Below are 16,804 nucleotides of genomic sequence, written 5' to 3' on the forward strand. Positions count from 1 at the left end.
TGTGGTCGTCATAAGCCGACGAGATGGAGAAGGAAACGTGTCGGACAGCCCCACCCCAAAGATCATCGTACTATTCAGTTGGCACTCACAAAAGAATATTGCGCTGATCGAGCCACTGCTCCGATACCTCTCAGACAACTGCGGGCATCAGGTCCATGTCGTCACATCGGACGCCACGGGTAAGATCGGGCTTCTGAAGCAGGGATTCAGAGCGTACACCGTCAACGAACTGCTCGTGCACTACCCTACGGAAAACGTGGTTGAAGACACTGTCCCTGATGGCGACCACACACCAATCGATCTGTCTCTCAATTGGTTATACACACCCACCGATCCGCCTCAACTGCCACACCCCAAACGCGACCAATCGATCGGGTATTACCATTGGAAGAGAAGTCAACTGATCAGCGCCTACCGGGGTTTTCTGAACGACCTCGGGGCCAATGCGGTCATGACCTGGAATGGTGCTTTGCTGGTCACCGGCGCATTAGCCGACGCAGCGAAGGAACTTGGTCTGGAATCGTTCTACCTTGAGCGCGGGCTGCTCCCTCGTTCCCTGGTCTTTGATCCTTGTGGGGTGAATAACGAGAGCTCACTGGCCGGTGAAGGCTGGCTCTCAAACGCGCCACGGGAACCGGACGAGGCAGAGGTGAACGCCCTGAAAGCATACTGCAAGACGATAAAGACAACCGGACAGTCGATCGTCAACACGGCGAGTCAGCGTCAGGCCGAATCTGTCTATACGGAGCTGGATCTCGACCCGAGGCGACCGGTCGTGCTGCTCCCGCTGCAGATTGAGAGCGACAGCAACATCATCAATAATTCACCGTTTTTCAAATCAATGGAGCGGTTGATTCAGGACGTGCGAGAGACCCTGTCCGATTCGGATGCTCAGCTCATCGTCAGGCCCCATCCGGAAGACCGCTTACGGCGGGACACCATTGAAGCGCTGTGCGAAGGCCCCGATGTGCGGTGCTGCTGGGACCTGTCGCTATCGTCTCTGCTGGACGTCACGCAGCTCGTTGTCGTGATCAACTCGACGGTCGGACTGGAAGCACTCATGCAGAACATTCCGGTCGTCGCACTGGGACGTTCCATCTACGATCGAAAGGGGTTCACACTCGATCTGACAGAGGCAACTGCCCTTCCCCCGCTAATACATAGAGGGCTTCAGTCACCTCTGGAACCACATGCCCATTTCGGGTTCTGGCACTTCCTTTTCACACTGATCACCCAGTCAAGCTTTTTCTTCGAAGATTCCAGACTCCCGGATGGGCGTGAATCGCTCAATCAGACCCTCGCGAATCTTCCAAAACGCACACCCTCAAACAGCCACTCATTATCACCGTCAGTGCAGATGGCCGAAACCAACGACATCCTCAAAATGTTAATCACCGGAACCAGTCAGGACCAGAGTCTCGTCATCGGTTCTCTCGATACGGTTTTCGACGAGCTTCCCGAGGGTGTGAGCGTTCTTTCAAAACGCTCGGCTTTTACAAGGCTAGTAGCTTCACTACTTAGGCGTCATGATTATGTTATCTGGATGGAAATACCGTCAAATCGTTTATTAAGAGTACTATATATCCTACTCAGGGGTGACAGGAAGCTGGTTATAGGATAAAACGTCGTGAACGAGTGTCGATTAGGGCTAAATCCGAAAATATTCTGATATCAGCGTTATTCACCACGAACAGAAAACTAAGTACTTTTTGACGGCTAGGCTATACAAAAACTTTAACAACGTGAGACCTCCACTTTTTAACGAGAAGGACCTACAAAAAAATAACATTAATTGACTGAAAATTATCACCTATGACTTTTTGAAACCTAAGAAGGAAAGCCCAATGAAAAGATATGTTATATCAACCCAAAGAAGCGGCTTGAACTGGCTTCGCTATAACATTGAGTATCACACAGGATTGAGAACACCTGGAAAAGAGCTTCTGGTAAGCAAGGATACTCAGAAAGAATCCTGCTTTATCCGATCCCACGACCCTATGGGTGTTAGCTACACCAGATCACAATACCTAAAAGAGGTATTTTCATTATCTAAAAAAATAAGTGATTCTGCATGGAACATCATAAACCCACAACGGACAAAAAATGATGTCGTCATACTGTTGCTAAGAGATTATAGAGAAGTTTTCGTTAGAACAGCTAATAAAAATTACCGAAAATTTGACGTCTACCTGTCGAACATACGCTTCCTGAACAAAGCAAACACCAATAGAAAAAAGGTATTTTATTACGAAGATTTTGTTAAGAACCCTGAGACCATGAGTGAAATGCTCTCTTTTTTACAGCTTCCCGAAACTGAGGGTGACCATTTAAGCCTGGACAATATCTCCAACACCTGGGATAAGAAAGCCGCTGCCAGCGTTGATAAATATTCTGTCAATCAAGCTGCCGGAGGCGGCGCCATGACAAAAAACAATCGATATGATTTCAAACATCATCAACAAGAATTAAACCAAGAAGAGCTTGATAGTCTGGACAGATACATAAATGACTCTTTGACGGATTCAGAGTTAAGTTATCTTTTTCGTTATCGGAGTTAGTTGTTTCTTGTTAGAGGAATAGCGTCCCGGATTTCAAAGTATAGCGGGTTTCGGAAAATACCGAGCGTTCCCAACCAAACAAACGGGGTTGTTAGCGCTAAGAGGAGCACGACCGTAACCGGAGGTGTTGCCTGGAATGAAACGACTTGACTCCAAGCCCAAGTTGTTCCCATGCAAGACATTAGAGTAGCCACATTTCCTATCCAGGATCTAAAAAAATAGATTAAATTCAGCCCTGTCACTTTCCAAAGGAGAACCGACGTAAAAATAACATCAACAACACCAGTCGCAAGAAAACTCACCGCAACTGCCTGTAGGCCATAGGGATACGCCAGTAATATGAGAGGTATCAGAATAAAAAATGGCAATGCCTCTCTTAACAACATCAGATCTTCTCGCCCCGAGCCCATAAGAAGCTCTCTGGAGAACCAGTGAACACTGCGGCACATAGCCCATATCGCTACAATTGATGCCAGAGGTGCCGCCGCGTCCCATTGATCTCCGAAGAACAGCCGAATTGTTGGCAAACTGGCGATACTTCCCACACCGAGAATCGGGACAACAAAAGCACCTAGCATAACACTTGCTCTGGTGTACGCTTCCAAAAGATTACCACCCTCCCTCCGAACTTGGCTGAGGTACGGAAAAGCAACCGGTTGAACGCCCTTTATAACCGTTTGTGACACAAACTCGATAAATCCCAACCCTCTGGAAAACATCGCAACATCACGAGTAGATCCTGCTTTTCCGATGATCATATCTGGAGCAGCGACTGTCGCCCTACGAATAAGAAAAGTCAGGGAGTTGAAAATACCAATCCTCGCTATCGGCTTCAGGTTTCTAAATGAAGGCCAATACTGCATCAGATACGGGCGATACAAGCAGAAAATCAGGAACTGGCTTAGAGGATTCAGGAGCTGGCCAACGGCTAATGACCAAAAGCTGAACCCGGAAAGAACCATCCCGATCGTTGTGGCCGACGAAATTATGCTTGATGCAGCCAATATCCGAAATTGATGTTTAAAACATAGGTTTCGCGCCAACAGCGTCATCGGAATGCTGATGTAAGGAGCAATGAAGAAACTGATTGATAATATAGCGAAGATCCACCCAAGCTCGCTCAATTCGTAGAAACGTGCTGCAGGCAAAGCACTCAGCAGAACCAGCAAGCCCATAGACCAGGAAACGATTAGCGTCAGCCCGAGCGTTGAGCGCACCTTGGCGGGCGTGATTTCAGACTCCCGGATCAGATACGCCCCCGCTCCCAGGAGACGGATTTCCGCCATCACCATGACGATGGCGCTGGCGATGGCAAATGTGCCGATCTCCTCCGGCGTGAGCAGCCTCGCCACCACCATCGTCGTCCCAAGACCGATGAACCGCATGAAGAAGCGGGCCAATGCCGAATAGATAACCGCCGCTCGAACCGTTCCCATAGAGCTCAGCGCCCCAGACAACGCTGGTAACAGCGACGGTAGGCATCCGTCATGACCTCGACGGAAAAACGATGATTAAAGGTCTGTTTCGCCGTGGCCGACAGGGACTGCTGAAGCGCGGGGTCCGAAACGATGTCCTCAAGCGCCTGCGCCATCGGCTCCGGTTCCTCAGTCGGTACGAGCATTCCGTCCTGCCTGTGAGTGACGATTTCCGGGTTACCGCCGACATCGGTGACCACCGGCGGAATGCCAAGGCTCATCGCTTCCAGTAAGGTCATGGATGTGCCCTCGGTGTGGGACGACAGCAGAAAGACATCCATTGCCTGCAAATAGGTTGAGGGCCTGGACTGGAATCCGGTAAAAATGACCTGATCGGAAACCGCCAATTCCTGAGCATAGGCCTCCAGCATGCTGCGATCCGGCCCGTCGCCCACCAGAAGCAGCCAACTGTCCGGATGTTGCTGGTGAAATTGCTGAAACGCCCCAAGCATCATGCGTTGATTCTTGACGGGATCGAGACGGGACACCGTCCCGAGAACCGTATCGGACGCCGGAATACCAAGCTCACGTCGCAGCTCTGCTGCGCCAGCCGCGTCCGGATCAAACCCCTGAATGCCATTGTAGATAACGTCGATCCGGCGCCGGGGCATGAACTCATACTCAACCAACGCCTCGCGGGTCGCTTGCGAAATGGCCACCAGCGCCGGTGTCAGTCGCGCCATCAATGGGTTGATCCATCGTGCCTTGTATCGATAGCGGTCCGGGTGGAAACGGCCATGTTCTGTAAAGATAACCCGGGCGCGGAGCCCCAATGACGCAAGCCATCCATAGAAGAACGGCGTGTACTGGTGGCAATGAACAAGGTCGATCCCACCTCTCCGTATGATCCTTCGAAGCCGCCATGCGAGCCTGATGTCCAAACCCTGTCCCCGTGACAGCGTGTGGACAGTCACCCCTTCGGACTGCAACTGCTGACCCATTTCTCCGACAAAGCCATCAATACAAACGATCTCGTTACGATACGCGTCGACAGGCAGGTTCTGAATCAACTGGCGTATCACCTGCTCGGTTCCGCCAAACCCCATGTTGAACGTGACGTGGAGAACACCCGTTTTTCGGTAGCGCGCGCGATCATCTTGTCTGGAAACCACCAATCAGCTGTCCTTCCCCCGCAAAAAGTAAAATCCAACTAATCCGAAAATCACAAGTAGTACGGGAATCAACCATTTGAAAATATATGTTGCATACTCAAACCAATACCGTTTTGTCATGAAATGATAGGTGTCATCGAATATCGAGTAAGGCGTTTTATATATATCTACAAGATTTTCTACCTCTTTCTCAGAGTACCCTTTTTCATAATAAACATTTTTTATTTTTTGAGGATCAGAGACAAGCACCTCTAATGATCTTCCTATCACTACCCCAAAATCCGGATCCAAAAGAAAATGACGACCGTTCTCATCTTTATACTCAACGATAACATGCCCTTTAAAGGATACAATCCTATTAGACACACCGAATTTATCTAAAATAGAGGAAAGAACCATCGATGCATCACCACATATCCCTATCCCTCGCTCAATGCTTCGTTCATAATCAGCAAAATGGTACCTATTAAATTGAGGAAGCGAGGAGAATTCACCTATTGCATACAAATATGGATTCTCCCATAAAGGAATGAGCTGCCTATATTCATAAGGGTCCACCCTAAACCATTTTGGATGAACCAGGCTTTTATTAACAATATAATTTGCCTTCTCTGCCAAATCTGAGTACGACTTTTTTTCTTTTAAATTCTCTATTTTTTCGATCGATTTTTCATAACTCCAAACATTATCAGGAACAAAACGCAGTAACTGAGAGTCACTTCCAAGATCGGGCTTTCTGATACTTTGACTCAAGCCATAGACATTCACCCCCAACAACACAAAACCAACAACAAAGAGGGATACGCATAGCCTATAAAGCCATTTTGACCTAAAAAAAACCCGACTCCCCTTTCCCATATCTACCCTCCGTAATTATCAAACCACAATGAAAATGCAATCAATGTCCACAATTCTTGAGTGTATCGATCACTTCCGTTTACATGACGCTCCCAAAGGGTTCTAACTTCAGGCATACGAAAAAAATCACCTAGTCCACCTTTCTCAGTAGTCAGTATAAGCTCGGCTAGTGGACGGATCTCTGTGCGAAGCCATTCCGCCAGCGGCACCGAAAACCCCATCTTTTTACGATACAGCGTTTCGTCGGTGAGGCGGCCCTCAAAGGCCTTTTTCAGCAGATACTTGCCTTCGGAACCACGCAGTTTCAGCTGTGAGGGAACGCTCGCTGCGTATTCAACGACGCGATAGTCCAATAGCGGCGCCCGGGTTTCAAGCGAATGGGCCATGCTCATCCGGTCCACTTTAACCAGAATGTCGCCGGGCAAATAGGTTTTGAAATCCGAATAAAGCACCCGTGACAGGTGATCATCGGTGTCCGCGCGGCGGTAATGATACCGGGTCAAATCGGCCGGATCGTAACCGTCCGTGTCGCGCCTGAGTGCCGGGCCGGCGATGTAATCCCAGACGGCGGGGTCGCAGAACCGATTGCTGATATAGAACCCGGTTGCCGGATCACAGGCCAGCGTATTGAGCAGCGACCGGGCACGACGAAACACCGGTTGCCGGAAACGCCCCGCCATCCCGGCAAGCCCCGGAAAAAGAACGCTCCTTGCCCAATGCGGGAAACAGCGGCGCAATCGGTTTTCAAGCGCGTCGACACGATACTTCCCGTAGCCCGCAAAATTTTCATCGCCACCGTCTCCGGCCAGTGCCACCGTCACCTGCTGCCTGGCAAGCTGCGACACGTAATAGGTCGGGATGAATGACGGGTCGGCAAACGGTTCGTCAAAATAGCGGGCGATCTCGGTGAGATGGTCGGAAACGGTTTCCCGAACGGTAAATTCATGGTGATTGGTCCCGTACTGTCTGGCGACTTTCTCCGCATACGTCACCTCATCGAACCGTTCCGAATCAAACCCAATGGAGCACGTCGTCACCGGCTCCGGCGACTGAGAGGCCATCAGGTCGACAATGGCACTGGAATCGACACCACCGCTCAGGAACGCCCCGACGGGCACGTCACTCACCAGACGCAACCGGACGGCGTCCGCGAGTGTGTCACGGAGCCCTTCCGCCCACTCCGATTCCGTTCTGGAATCAGACTCACGAAACCGCACATCCCAGTACCGATGAGTCTCGACCTCGCGATCGGTCACCCACATCCAGTGCCCGGGCGCCAGTTTGTGCACATCGCGATAGATACTCTTGGGGTCCGGCACGTACTGGTAAAAGAAGAAATCCTTGATCGCATCCGGCCGCAGGGTTGTCGTCACAAAAGGCGCCTGCTGAAGCGCCTTGATCTCTGATGCGAAAGCAAACTGGCCGCTCTGCCGATAGTAGTAGAGCGGCTTCTTGCCAAGCCGGTCCCTGGCCAGGAATAGCCGACGGTCCTGTGTATCCCAGATGGCGATGGCAAACATTCCGTTCAGGTCCTGCAGGCAATCCGGTCCACGCCGCTCAAACAGTTCCAGGAGCACTTCGGTATCGGTGTGGGTACGAAACGAGACGCCTTCCGCCACCAGAGCGGTTTTCAGATCGGGGAAATTGTAGATCTCCCCGTTGAAGACAATGACATAGCGACCGGAGGCGGAGACCATGGGCTGGTTGCCCGCTTCGCTCAGGTCAAGAATACTGAGACGCCGGTGGGATAACCCGACACCGTCATCCAGATACACGCCCCCGGCATCCGGCCCCCGGTGCCGGATCGCCTGCCCCATGGCCTCCAGCCAGTCGCGGTGCGCGTCGCGGTTGGGTGTGTCATTTGTCCTGAGGAATCCGGCAATGCCACACATATCAGGAGACGACTCCCTGAGCCGCAGGCGCGGTCAGACGGCCCTGATCCCGCAGCTCCCGAAACAACTGTTCATACTCCAATGCCATTCGGCGGGCGGAATACTCTTCCTCGATCAGCTGTCGAGCCGCCCTGGAACGCGCTGACGCCGCCCGTGAATCCTCCAGAACCGCTTCAAAACACTGGCTCAACCCCACATCATCACCATGTTGAACGGACAGACCGGTAACGCCCTGTTCAATCAACAGGTCGACACCCGGAATGTCGTAGGCGACGACCGGCGTGCCCACGGCCATCGCTTCCATCATGCAGCGGGGAATGCCCTCCAGAGCCGAAGTCATGGCAAACACATCAAACTGCCGTAACAACCTCAGCCGGTCCGCCCGGAATCCCGCAAAGTGGATCGCCTGACCACTGGCCATTGATTGGGCCACTGCCTCAAGCTCGGATCGTTCACTGCCGTCGCCGACAAGCACAAGCTGACTTTCCGGGCATTTGGCGTGGAATCGGTCAAAGGCGCTCAGCAGATGCCGAAGGCCCTTTCTCGGAATCATCTGCCCGATATAGCCAATCGTAAAGCAACCTCGCTTTTTGAGGTCATGTTCTCCAACATCGGCCGCAAGCGCTTCGTCTATTTCCTTCAGATCAACCCCATTCTGGATCATCCGGGTTCTTTCGGCAGGAACCTTCAGGCGTTGCATGTCCCGTTGCAGCGCTTCAGACAGTGGCGCCACCGCATTAAAGTATCGAAGGAGGAATGAACCTGCCCCGATGAAGAGCTGCATCTTCAAACCAGCACTGGTTGGAAATCCGTGGGGTGTGCTGACGCAGGGGATGCCCGCTTTTCGGGCCGCGATCCACCCAACGATGTCGGACTTGTAGCCGTGCGTGTGCAGAACATCGATTTTTCTATCGCGAATAACCCGGCTCAGCCGATCAATGGCCCGCCAATCGAAGCGGCCATTCATTGCGACGCGGCTGATCTCGCCCTTCTCGTCAGGCCAGTAGTCCAGAAAGGTCAGATCCTGCCCCCCGCCTTCATCAGTGACAGCCAGAGACGACGTGACATGCTCTGAATCCAGATTATTGACCAGGGCAAGAATCCACCGCTCGGCCCCATAGAAGCCGGCCGGGGTAATAAACTGAAGAACGCGTACCGGTTTCAAGGTTCCCTCCTCGGCAGCCTGGGTCCATAGCGCATTGGCATCGTCTCCTCCACATTCTCCGGCTCTTTGCTCTCCGAAACCTGCAGGTAGTGCACTTTACTGGCCACGGCGACCAGCAGAATCATCCAATAGAGGATTTCTGCCCGGAACTGATTAATGAATGAGGCCGTCACCAGGTAGCCAACCAGGGCGCATTCCAGTGCCAGCACCTTGAAGTAGCCAGAATAGTCCCTTGAATCAATCAGGTATTGTTTGGTTCTTCTGGAAAGGCGATAGAGGGAGAACAGCAACAGAACAAAAAACAGGAAGCCATGAACCCCGATCTCCGTCAGCGCCTGGAACCACATCGAGTGGACAGCACGGAATCGGGTGCCACCCCGCTCTTCGTCAGAGAGATAAAAAGGAGCAAGCCTGTTGAATCCCTTAACACCAAGCCCTTTCGGGTCCTGCGCGATCATCTCAACGGATGCCCACCAGTAGGCCATCCGACCGGCACCGCTTTCCCGGCTCTCCAGATTCTCCAGCGTTCCCATGCGTTCCCAGAAGACGTCATCCGTAACGTAATAACCGCCACTCAGCCCGGCAATCACCACGACGACGGCGATACCACGCTGCCCTTTCTGCCGGTGCCGAGAAAACATCATTGCCATCAGATACAGGCCAACGCTGACCACGATTCCAAGAAACGCCCCGCGGCTATTGAACAGGACCAGGGCATTGGCCACCAACGCCCCAGCGACCATACAAATCACTTTCGTTGTCTTGTTGCCCATCCAGACCTGGTAGAGCAGGAGAACACCAGCTGGCACGATCGCCGCGGCGACCGGATTGACATCCCCTGTCTCCGGCAACTTAATGCCTTCCAGCCGATAACCGGCGTTACGTCCCATGGATGTGGCAAGGTAGCCAATGTAGGTCGCTCCGATAACATAGGCCCAGATCGATGCGTTCAGCGCTTTCTGACTGTCGAGCAGCTTGTAGGCCACCAGGATCACAACGGTCAGCTTAAGAAAAATAAAGGTGAACTTATCGTGCGCACTCGGAACCAACGCCCAGAGGTACGCCAGATAATAGGAAGCCAGGATCGCCACGAGCCATTTGAGCGATGGGTGCTGTAACCAGGGGCCCTTTTCCGTCAGGCTCCGGTAGCGAAACGCCAGTACCAGAATCATCAGAACAGCCGCGACAAAGGAGTAGCTCGATCCCGGAAGCTGACTCCCCCACCATCGGTCTACCGGGTTCAGGAAGTAGGTAATCTGGTAGACCAGAAACGCGAAATGGCTGCTGTAAAAAAGCGCCGCGACGCTTCCGCCGACAAAGACGAGCAGGAACAGCAGGGCAACCTTAGACATACCCCAGCCCCAACCCGACTATCATCACGCCAACCACGAGCCACCACCAGCCACTGACCGCCGTCGATTGATCTGACGCACCACCGGTTGGCGAGCCATTGGGACGCGCGCTGTTCCAGGTGACCTGAGTCTCTCCCCGAAGGGCTTTCAGAGTGCCTTTCACGGCGTACAGGTTCACCATCACGAAGTAATACGGCAGTGAGAGCCAGGGCGGTAGTGTGTGTTTTTCCGGCGTCCGTTGCCCCTGCAGGGCCAGAAGAATCATCACCAGACTGCCGGCGGTGACAAGCTGGAAGAAGCCCATCCCGGTGGCCGCCAGCACGGTACTACCCGCGACTCCCACAGCCATGAACAGCGGTATCAGCCACCGAAGCAGTTTATGGGAGATCACCTCAAAGGCGAACACACCACTACGTGCCGGATTCATCACGGATTTGACCCGCATCAGTCCCCGGATGCTGCGGTTGACGATGCGTTCCTTCCGGGCGATTTCCCGGTCATAGCTGCCGGCGGTTTCTTCAAAGCAGCGCGCGGCGGGCTCAAAAATACCGCGATAGCCCTTGGCAATGATCTGGAGCGGATTGACGAAGTCATTGATGTCGCGCTGCTGCAACGGTTCCCAAAGCGTTCGACGGATCGCATAGATGGCGCCATCGCCCCCCACGACGGAATGCAACCGGGACTCCATGGATTTGATCGCCAGCTCATACCGCCAGTACAGATTCTCGTTGTGAGCGCTGCCACCGGCCTCGCTGTCCGTGTACAGCGCGGCCCCCACGACGTACCCCACCTGCCCATCACTGAAATGAGTGACCAGACGGCGAATGGCCTGGGGCTCGTACAGGGCGTTGGCATCGCTGAAGACCACGATGTCCGAATCGATGGTTTCCAGCGCCCGGTTCAGACCCATGGTCTTGCCCAGACGGCCTTCCTGCCTCACCAGCCGGACACCGCGGCCGGCAAAGGAATGGACAATGTCGTCCGTTCCGTCGTCCGAACCGTCGGAGACGACCACCACACCAAACCGGTCCGCCGGGTAATCGGTCTTCAGGGCGTTGTCGAGCTTGGCGGCGATGACGGCCGCTTCGTTGAAGCAGGACACAACCAGTGTGACGGAGGGCGGCGGTTCGTCCAGTTCCGGAGCGGCCGGCGGACGTTGTCGGGTCAGCAGCCACAGCAACAGCGGATACCCGGCATACACATACACGGGCATCGCCATGCACACCAGCGTGACAACAACCAGCATTTCGATCATAGCGTGATGTACTTCCGTATACGGGGACCCAGCCATCGGGTGACCGACAACGGCAGTTGCCGCCAACCTCGCTCGACCAGCTCACGCACCCATCGTGCGATCGGCGACGGCGCAGCCGGGTGTTCGTTCTCATTGAGACCATCAAGGGTCCACTGTTGCCAGTCCAGTTGGAACGGCGCCGCGCCCCACTGCTTTTTGAAGCGGTAGGTGCCCTCACCCAGGGTCGAACGGCCAAAATCAAACCATTCGGCGCCGTCATCGCAGACATGACTCAGCAACCGCCAGTAAAGCAGCATATTCGGGGCGAGACGATTGTATTCCGGCAACGTCGACGCCCAGGGAATACAGGCAGACCGAGCGTTCATGAGCACAATGCCGCCGCCAACCACCTGATCCCCATAGTACACCAGGCCGATGCGGAAGCGATCGCCGTACGCGGCAAGCAGCTCACGAAACCAGTCAATACCATGCACCGGTGACCCGAGGCGTCGCATATTCTCGGCGAACATGGGATAGAATGCATCCAATGCCGACACATCCGTGCGGACTTCCCCCGTCAGGCCGTTCTTCTCGGCTTTGCGAATCTGGCTTCTCAGTTTCGCCTTGAACTGGCCAAGGAGCGTGTCACTGTCCCCGGGCAGGGCCCGCTGCATGCTTACTTTGATGGGAGCCGTTTCCCCGTCACCGGGGATCGCCGCCCCCCGGTGACGCAGTTCGAAACCGTTCAGCCCACAATCCGCTGCCAACCCCCGGGCCGCCTCAATCAGAGCATGATGCACCACTTCGTCCCCCGCAAGGGTGCCGCCGACATCACAGAATGGCAGCGAAACAAGGACGCCCCGCCCCACCGGACGGCGAATGTAGGTCAATGGCAAAACACCACACAGGGTGCTGCCCCGATACGCCATGACCGCATAGCACTGATGTCCATAGGCTCGCTCTACCCCTAAGATCCAGGCACTGAGGTGGTAAGGCGTCGCCGCCTCATGCTCGGACACAAACGCGTCCCAGGCGTCGCGATTCAGTGTCTGGGGCGATTCCACACGGATATCGATGCCGACAGTAGTCGGTACCGTTTCGGGAGTGAGCTGGCCGTTGTCCATCGAGGGGCTGCTCATGACTGCTGCCCCGCCCCGAATTCGTGTCGGATCCGGTGGCGCGCGCGGCGGGCGACGTCCTCAAGCCGCAGCTTGAAACGGTCGCGCTGCAGGGCGACCTGGACCAACCGGCAGTGAAGCTGGCCGAGATTGGACTTGTAACGCTCTTCTCCGCCCATGAAGTCGTAGTACTGAAACCCGTGATGCCGGTAATCCTCAATACACAGGGCGTGACCGACAAGCCCCGGCTTCAGACGGTTATCCGTCTCGACATGCATGCCCCCCAGGTAGAAGTACACCGTCTTCTCGTGTAGCAGATTATAGAAGGAGGCAATGACCTGTTCGCCAACTTTAACGGCAATGACGTCCACGCCCCCGTTTGCCCACTGGTTGCTGATCAGCGTCCGGTGGAAGCGAACAAAGTCCGGGTTGGCAAAACCGCTTTCGTCCGGCCCACTGCCCCAGCGCCGCAGGTGCCATGGTCCGATTTCGTCGAACATCGCCAGAGCCTGGTCCACCGAATCGGGGCGTACCAGCCGCACCTCGCCCCGCTCCTCATAAAGTCGCCGGGCCCTTCGTATCTGGTGACGGGTATTGCGCGATAACAAATCCAGGTAGCCAATTCCGGAACGTCGCAGGGCATTGAGGTCCACACCGTAACAGGGCGCCTCCCAACGAATATGGGGATGGAGCCCCGTGACGGTCGCATAGTGATCCGCTTCCTGCTGCTCAATGGCGCCCAGGATGAATTCATCCCAGTCCCGCCACTCCCGGCAGATGTACGCGAGACAGGCTTCGGACACGGCGTCCTGGTAGCCGTATTCCGCCAGAAAGCCATTGTATTCGATCCAGATCTGGTCCAGGAAACGATCGCCCATCTGATGCAAGCGCAGGCACCGCGAGTGCAACACGCCATGCCGGCGCTCGGTGGTCTCGACCACAATGCCGAGCCCGACGACACGCCCCTGCTCCTTAACACGGAGTAGCATGGCGTTGGGCCGGTAGACGGCAAGCCATTCACCGATCCACTGCCAGGACAGAAACACCGTCGGCCGGGAGCGGCTCTCCAGGTCCTGCCATTCGGCGGCCAGTGTGAGTGCCTCAGGCACTGGCTCACCGCTCACTGTCAGGGCGTTCCGTGACATCCCGTACTCCATCAACGAGGTCAGTGAGCAGGGTTCGGCTGCTTGACGAGGAAGGGCCCAATGGCCAGGTAATCGAGGGCCCCCTGAACAAACGCACGCACGGCATCTTCCGGCGAATTGACGATGGGCTCCTCGTGCATGTTGAAACTGGTGTTGATCAGGCTGGGGACGCCACTGATCTTCTCGTATTCCTTCACGATGTCGTAATACCCCGGGTTGACCTCTCGCCGGATCAGCTGTGGGCGGGCGGTACCATCAATGTGCACCGCGGCGGGACAGTGCTCCTTCATGAACTCTGTGCAGTCGAACGTAATGGTCATGAATTCGGCGGCGTGCTCCGCCCCCTGAATGTTGTGGTAGCACGTTTCCCGGGCCTCGTAGAGCGTTACCGGGGCAAAGGGCATGAATTCCGTCCGCCCCAGGCGGCTGTTCAGCCATTGGTTCACCTCGGGCTCGCTGGCGTGGTACAGGATTGAGCGGTTGCCCAGCGCGCGGGGACCGTACTCCATGCGTCCATCGAACCGGGCCACCACTTCCCCGCTGTGGATCAGAGCAGCCACCTCGGCGGCGAGGTTGTCCGGGCGACGGTACTCGAGCCCCTCTGCCTTCAGGGCGTTCTCCATACGCGACTCGCTGTAGTCGGGCCCCATGTAGGCACTCTGGATGCTCTCGCGAATACCGCCCGGCCAGGCGTGGTAAAGCGCGGCACCACTGGCACAGCCGCCATCGCCCATATTGGGGTAGACAAAGATATGATTCACGCCTTCGATTTCAAACAGCCGTTGATTGAGTTTGACGTTGGCGACGACACCGCCGGACAGCACCAGCGTATCGAGCCCGGTCTTCTCAACCCAGTACCGGACGTAGTCCGTGGCCACCTTTTCCAGCGCGTATTGGTAGGCGGCCGCGACATCAATCTTGGGGAACTTCGACGCCAGATAGCGCGAGAAATACACGTTGTTGGCCTCATAGACCCGGAAGTCGCCCGGCTCCTGCTGAATACGGGACAGCAGGATGTTGCCGAGAATGGACGGATCGCCGTACGACGCCAGACCCACGATTTTTCCCTCATGCCGACTGGGCTTGAACCCCAGGCTGGACGTCACGTGCTCGTACAGTGTGCCCAGTGAGTTGGGATAGGGAATGCTGTGTCGCCGGTGGATCTTCCCGTTCCGGGCCTCGCTGACCGAGCCAGCCAATCCCGAGCCGTAGCCATCCAGAGTGACGCAAAGCGCGTTCTCAAATCCACTGCACAGGTAACTATTGGCGGCATGAGACAGATGGTGTTCCATTCGCTTCACCGGGCCCGTCCAGCCCATTTCTGTCAGCCCCTGCTCCAGCTCTTCCTCGTAATGCCGGAAAGAGGCTGTCGCGCCTTCCGCCCACCGTTTTGACCCTTTTAGGGCAGCGCTGTTGGACGTCAGTCGCTGAGCACCCGCCATGTTGTAAAACGAGTTGTAAGCGAAGTTCTTCTCCATGATGACATTGGGGTGCGAAAGGCCATGAATCCGCTCATTCCGGTCAGGGACCCGCGTCTGCGCTTCCCGGATCTGTTCACTGAGATCCGCCGGCTGGAACGACTTGATAAAGGCCTTCTCATCCTCAAGGTTCTGGGTGTAAAGCTTGCGTTCGTTTTCCCAGGTCAGGAACGGATAGCAGACGGTGTCGAAATCGCTCATCGACAGCCCGGTGTAGTCGAGCGCCTTTTCCAGCGCCTGCCGGGGGAAACCGTCCTGTTGCTTGTTACGCGTGAAGCGCTCCTCGCCGGCCGCGTAGAGGATCTCGCCATCCTCAACAATGGAGACCGTTGCGTCCTTGTCCAGTGGCGATATGCCAAGCACCTTCATGTTATCGACTCCAGATGGGTTCGTAGCCGGGAAGGCGTGGTCGCCTCGCCGCCCAGCTCGTTAAAGAAAAAATCAAAGTAGCGCCGGAAAGAGGCCAGGAACCGGTCCAGATCCTGCTCCGTCTGGACGTAATCGGTGTACCCCGGGACCACACTGGGGCTGTGGAAACTCCAGGTGAACGTTCGAACGCCCTCCGCCATCAGAAAACGGGTCAGCCGGATGTGTTCGTCGGACGAAAAACCCTCGGGTGAGAGCATCAGACGATCAACCGCGCCAAGCCTGGCGAGAATTCCTGGCGCCCGGAATCGCCTCAGCCGGGTCGCCAGGTCGAACAGGGGCACGGCAAACCGATGGGCCCAGCCGGTAAAGGCTCCGGTCACCGGCAATTCAAGCAGTTCCCGGGCCGTTCCGAACCAGAACGGCCGTGCATCATAACGCCGATAGTCCGGGCCGCCATCGCCGCGAGAATCCAGCGGCGGGCAGACGGACAGGTCAGTGCGAAAGCCCAGCTCCTGAAGGATCTCCGTGGTGTTCGGACCAAACCCATACCGCCCGGCCTTGTAGATGGTGGGGGGCGCTCCGAAGGCATCCTGGATCGTGTCCCGCAGATGCCGCAGTTTTTCATGCTCGAGCGCTCGAGGCAGATTGCCCGGATAGGTATTTGGCTTGGTCAGCGCCTCTTCCACGGGCGGATTGACCCAGGGGTGGAGATGGGCCCCAATCTCACAGCGCCCTTCCGCGTAGATGGACCGGAGCGCATCAATGGAAAGGCTCTGACTGGCAATCGGATAGTCAATCACATAGCACGGCTGGATGCCATAATCGTCAAAGATTGACTGGACCCGTTCAATATGGGCCATTGCCGAAACCTGAGTCGCCTCCGGATCGGGCTCGCCGTGCCAATCGAACTCTTCTTCGGTGTCCACGACCACCATGAGCCTGGGCGTCATGTCCGCCGAAGGCTGAATGTATCGTCGGTTTTGAAACATGTGCCATTCCTTGCCCATTCCAGACCTGTGCTTCCTCATCAGGTCACCATAACCTTATC

At 55.4% G+C, this 16,804-nt stretch carries 13 protein-coding genes; 2 read left to right on the plus strand and 11 right to left on the minus strand.

The annotated features are described in order from the left end of the window. The first annotated feature begins 37 nt into the window (after window positions 1-37). Window positions 38-1,621: a capsular polysaccharide export protein, LipB/KpsS family gene (locus C8D92_RS04350; RefSeq protein ID WP_116918519.1), complete on the plus strand. Its 1,584-nt coding sequence runs from the start codon at window positions 38-40 to the stop codon at window positions 1,619-1,621. A 223-nt stretch (window positions 1,622-1,844) separates the two neighbouring features. Further along, window positions 1,845-2,558 carry a hypothetical protein gene (locus C8D92_RS15570; RefSeq protein WP_133243102.1) on the plus strand — a complete coding sequence of 238 codons (714 nt, stop codon included), beginning with the start codon at window positions 1,845-1,847 and terminating at the stop codon, window positions 2,556-2,558. On the opposite strand, the gene C8D92_RS04360 is transcribed toward C8D92_RS15570, so the two are convergent. Genes C8D92_RS04360 through C8D92_RS04410 form a run of 11 tightly spaced genes read right to left on the minus strand, consistent with a single transcriptional unit; the run spans window position 2,555 to window position 16,745 of the window. Then, a complete protein-coding gene (locus C8D92_RS04360) occupies window positions 2,555-3,994 on the minus strand; it encodes an oligosaccharide flippase family protein (RefSeq protein WP_116918521.1) in 1,440 nt (479 codons plus the stop codon). The genes C8D92_RS15570 and C8D92_RS04360 overlap by 4 nt on opposite strands. Before the next feature lie 5 nt (window positions 3,995-3,999). Then, window positions 4,000-5,145 carry a glycosyltransferase gene (locus tag C8D92_RS04365; RefSeq protein WP_243402353.1) on the minus strand — a complete coding sequence of 382 codons (1,146 nt, stop codon included), beginning with the start codon at window positions 5,143-5,145 and terminating at the stop codon, window positions 4,000-4,002. A gap of 3 nt (window positions 5,146-5,148) precedes the next feature. Further along, on the minus strand, window positions 5,149-6,003 hold the full coding sequence (locus C8D92_RS04370; protein WP_116918522.1) for a hypothetical protein: 855 nt from the start codon (window positions 6,001-6,003) through the stop codon (window positions 5,149-5,151). A gap of 2 nt (window positions 6,004-6,005) precedes the next feature. Continuing rightward, window positions 6,006-7,895 carry an asparagine synthase (glutamine-hydrolyzing) gene (gene asnB / locus C8D92_RS04375; protein WP_116918523.1) on the minus strand — a complete coding sequence of 630 codons (1,890 nt, stop codon included), beginning with the start codon at window positions 7,893-7,895 and terminating at the stop codon, window positions 6,006-6,008. A 1-nt stretch (window position 7,896) separates the two neighbouring features. Then, complete coding sequence (locus C8D92_RS04380; protein ID WP_116918524.1) at window positions 7,897-9,060, minus strand: glycosyltransferase; 1,164 nt, start codon at window positions 9,058-9,060, stop codon at window positions 7,897-7,899. After that, a complete protein-coding gene (locus C8D92_RS04385; protein ID WP_116918525.1) occupies window positions 9,057-10,412 on the minus strand; it encodes an O-antigen ligase family protein in 1,356 nt (451 codons plus the stop codon). Before C8D92_RS04385 ends, C8D92_RS04380 begins: the two co-directional genes overlap by 4 nt. Further along, on the minus strand, window positions 10,405-11,667 hold the full coding sequence (locus tag C8D92_RS04390) for a glycosyltransferase family 2 protein (protein WP_116918526.1): 1,263 nt from the start codon (window positions 11,665-11,667) through the stop codon (window positions 10,405-10,407). The genes C8D92_RS04385 and C8D92_RS04390 overlap by 8 nt, the downstream gene beginning before the upstream one ends. Further along, window positions 11,664-12,785, minus strand: a complete 1,122-nt coding sequence (locus C8D92_RS04395; protein WP_243402354.1) for a FemAB family XrtA/PEP-CTERM system-associated protein — start codon at window positions 12,783-12,785, stop codon at window positions 11,664-11,666. The genes C8D92_RS04390 and C8D92_RS04395 overlap by 4 nt, the downstream gene beginning before the upstream one ends. After that, window positions 12,782-13,909, minus strand: a complete 1,128-nt coding sequence (locus C8D92_RS04400) for a GNAT family N-acetyltransferase (RefSeq protein ID WP_116918528.1) — start codon at window positions 13,907-13,909, stop codon at window positions 12,782-12,784. The genes C8D92_RS04395 and C8D92_RS04400 overlap by 4 nt, the downstream gene beginning before the upstream one ends. A 20-nt stretch (window positions 13,910-13,929) precedes the next feature. After that, window positions 13,930-15,756: a carbamoyltransferase family protein gene (locus C8D92_RS04405; RefSeq protein WP_116918529.1), complete on the minus strand. Its 1,827-nt coding sequence runs from the start codon at window positions 15,754-15,756 to the stop codon at window positions 13,930-13,932. Further along, window positions 15,753-16,745, minus strand: coding sequence for a polysaccharide deacetylase family protein (locus C8D92_RS04410; RefSeq protein WP_116918530.1), 993 nt, complete (start codon window positions 16,743-16,745; stop codon window positions 15,753-15,755). The genes C8D92_RS04405 and C8D92_RS04410 overlap by 4 nt, the downstream gene beginning before the upstream one ends. Window positions 16,746-16,804: the final 59 nt, after the last annotated feature.

Origin of the sequence: Tamilnaduibacter salinus, from assembly GCF_003096655.1 — a bacterium.
Taxonomy (GTDB): domain Bacteria; phylum Pseudomonadota; class Gammaproteobacteria; order Pseudomonadales; family Oleiphilaceae; genus Tamilnaduibacter; species Tamilnaduibacter salinus.

Bases quoted from the DNA above. Each gene is read 5' to 3' on its own strand.
- C8D92_RS04360 (WP_116918521.1), bottom strand. From the start codon at position 3,994: ATGGGAACGGTTCGAGCGGCGGTTATCTATTCGGCATTGGCCCGCTTC.
- C8D92_RS04405 (WP_116918529.1), bottom strand. From the start codon at position 15,756: ATGAAGGTGCTTGGCATATCGCCACTGGACAAGGACGCAACGGTCTCC.
- C8D92_RS04370 (WP_116918522.1), bottom strand. From the start codon at position 6,003: ATGGGAAAGGGGAGTCGGGTTTTTTTTAGGTCAAAATGGCTTTATAGG.
- C8D92_RS04385 (WP_116918525.1), bottom strand. From the start codon at position 10,412: ATGTCTAAGGTTGCCCTGCTGTTCCTGCTCGTCTTTGTCGGCGGAAGC.
- C8D92_RS04400 (WP_116918528.1), bottom strand. From the start codon at position 13,909: ATGTCACGGAACGCCCTGACAGTGAGCGGTGAGCCAGTGCCTGAGGCA.
- C8D92_RS15570 (WP_133243102.1), top strand. From the start codon at position 1,845: ATGAAAAGATATGTTATATCAACCCAAAGAAGCGGCTTGAACTGGCTT.
- C8D92_RS04390 (WP_116918526.1), bottom strand. From the start codon at position 11,667: ATGATCGAAATGCTGGTTGTTGTCACGCTGGTGTGCATGGCGATGCCC.
- C8D92_RS04395 (WP_243402354.1), bottom strand. From the start codon at position 12,785: ATGAGCAGCCCCTCGATGGACAACGGCCAGCTCACTCCCGAAACGGTA.
- C8D92_RS04410 (WP_116918530.1), bottom strand. From the start codon at position 16,745: ATGTTTCAAAACCGACGATACATTCAGCCTTCGGCGGACATGACGCCC.
- asnB (WP_116918523.1), bottom strand. From the start codon at position 7,895: ATGTGTGGCATTGCCGGATTCCTCAGGACAAATGACACACCCAACCGC.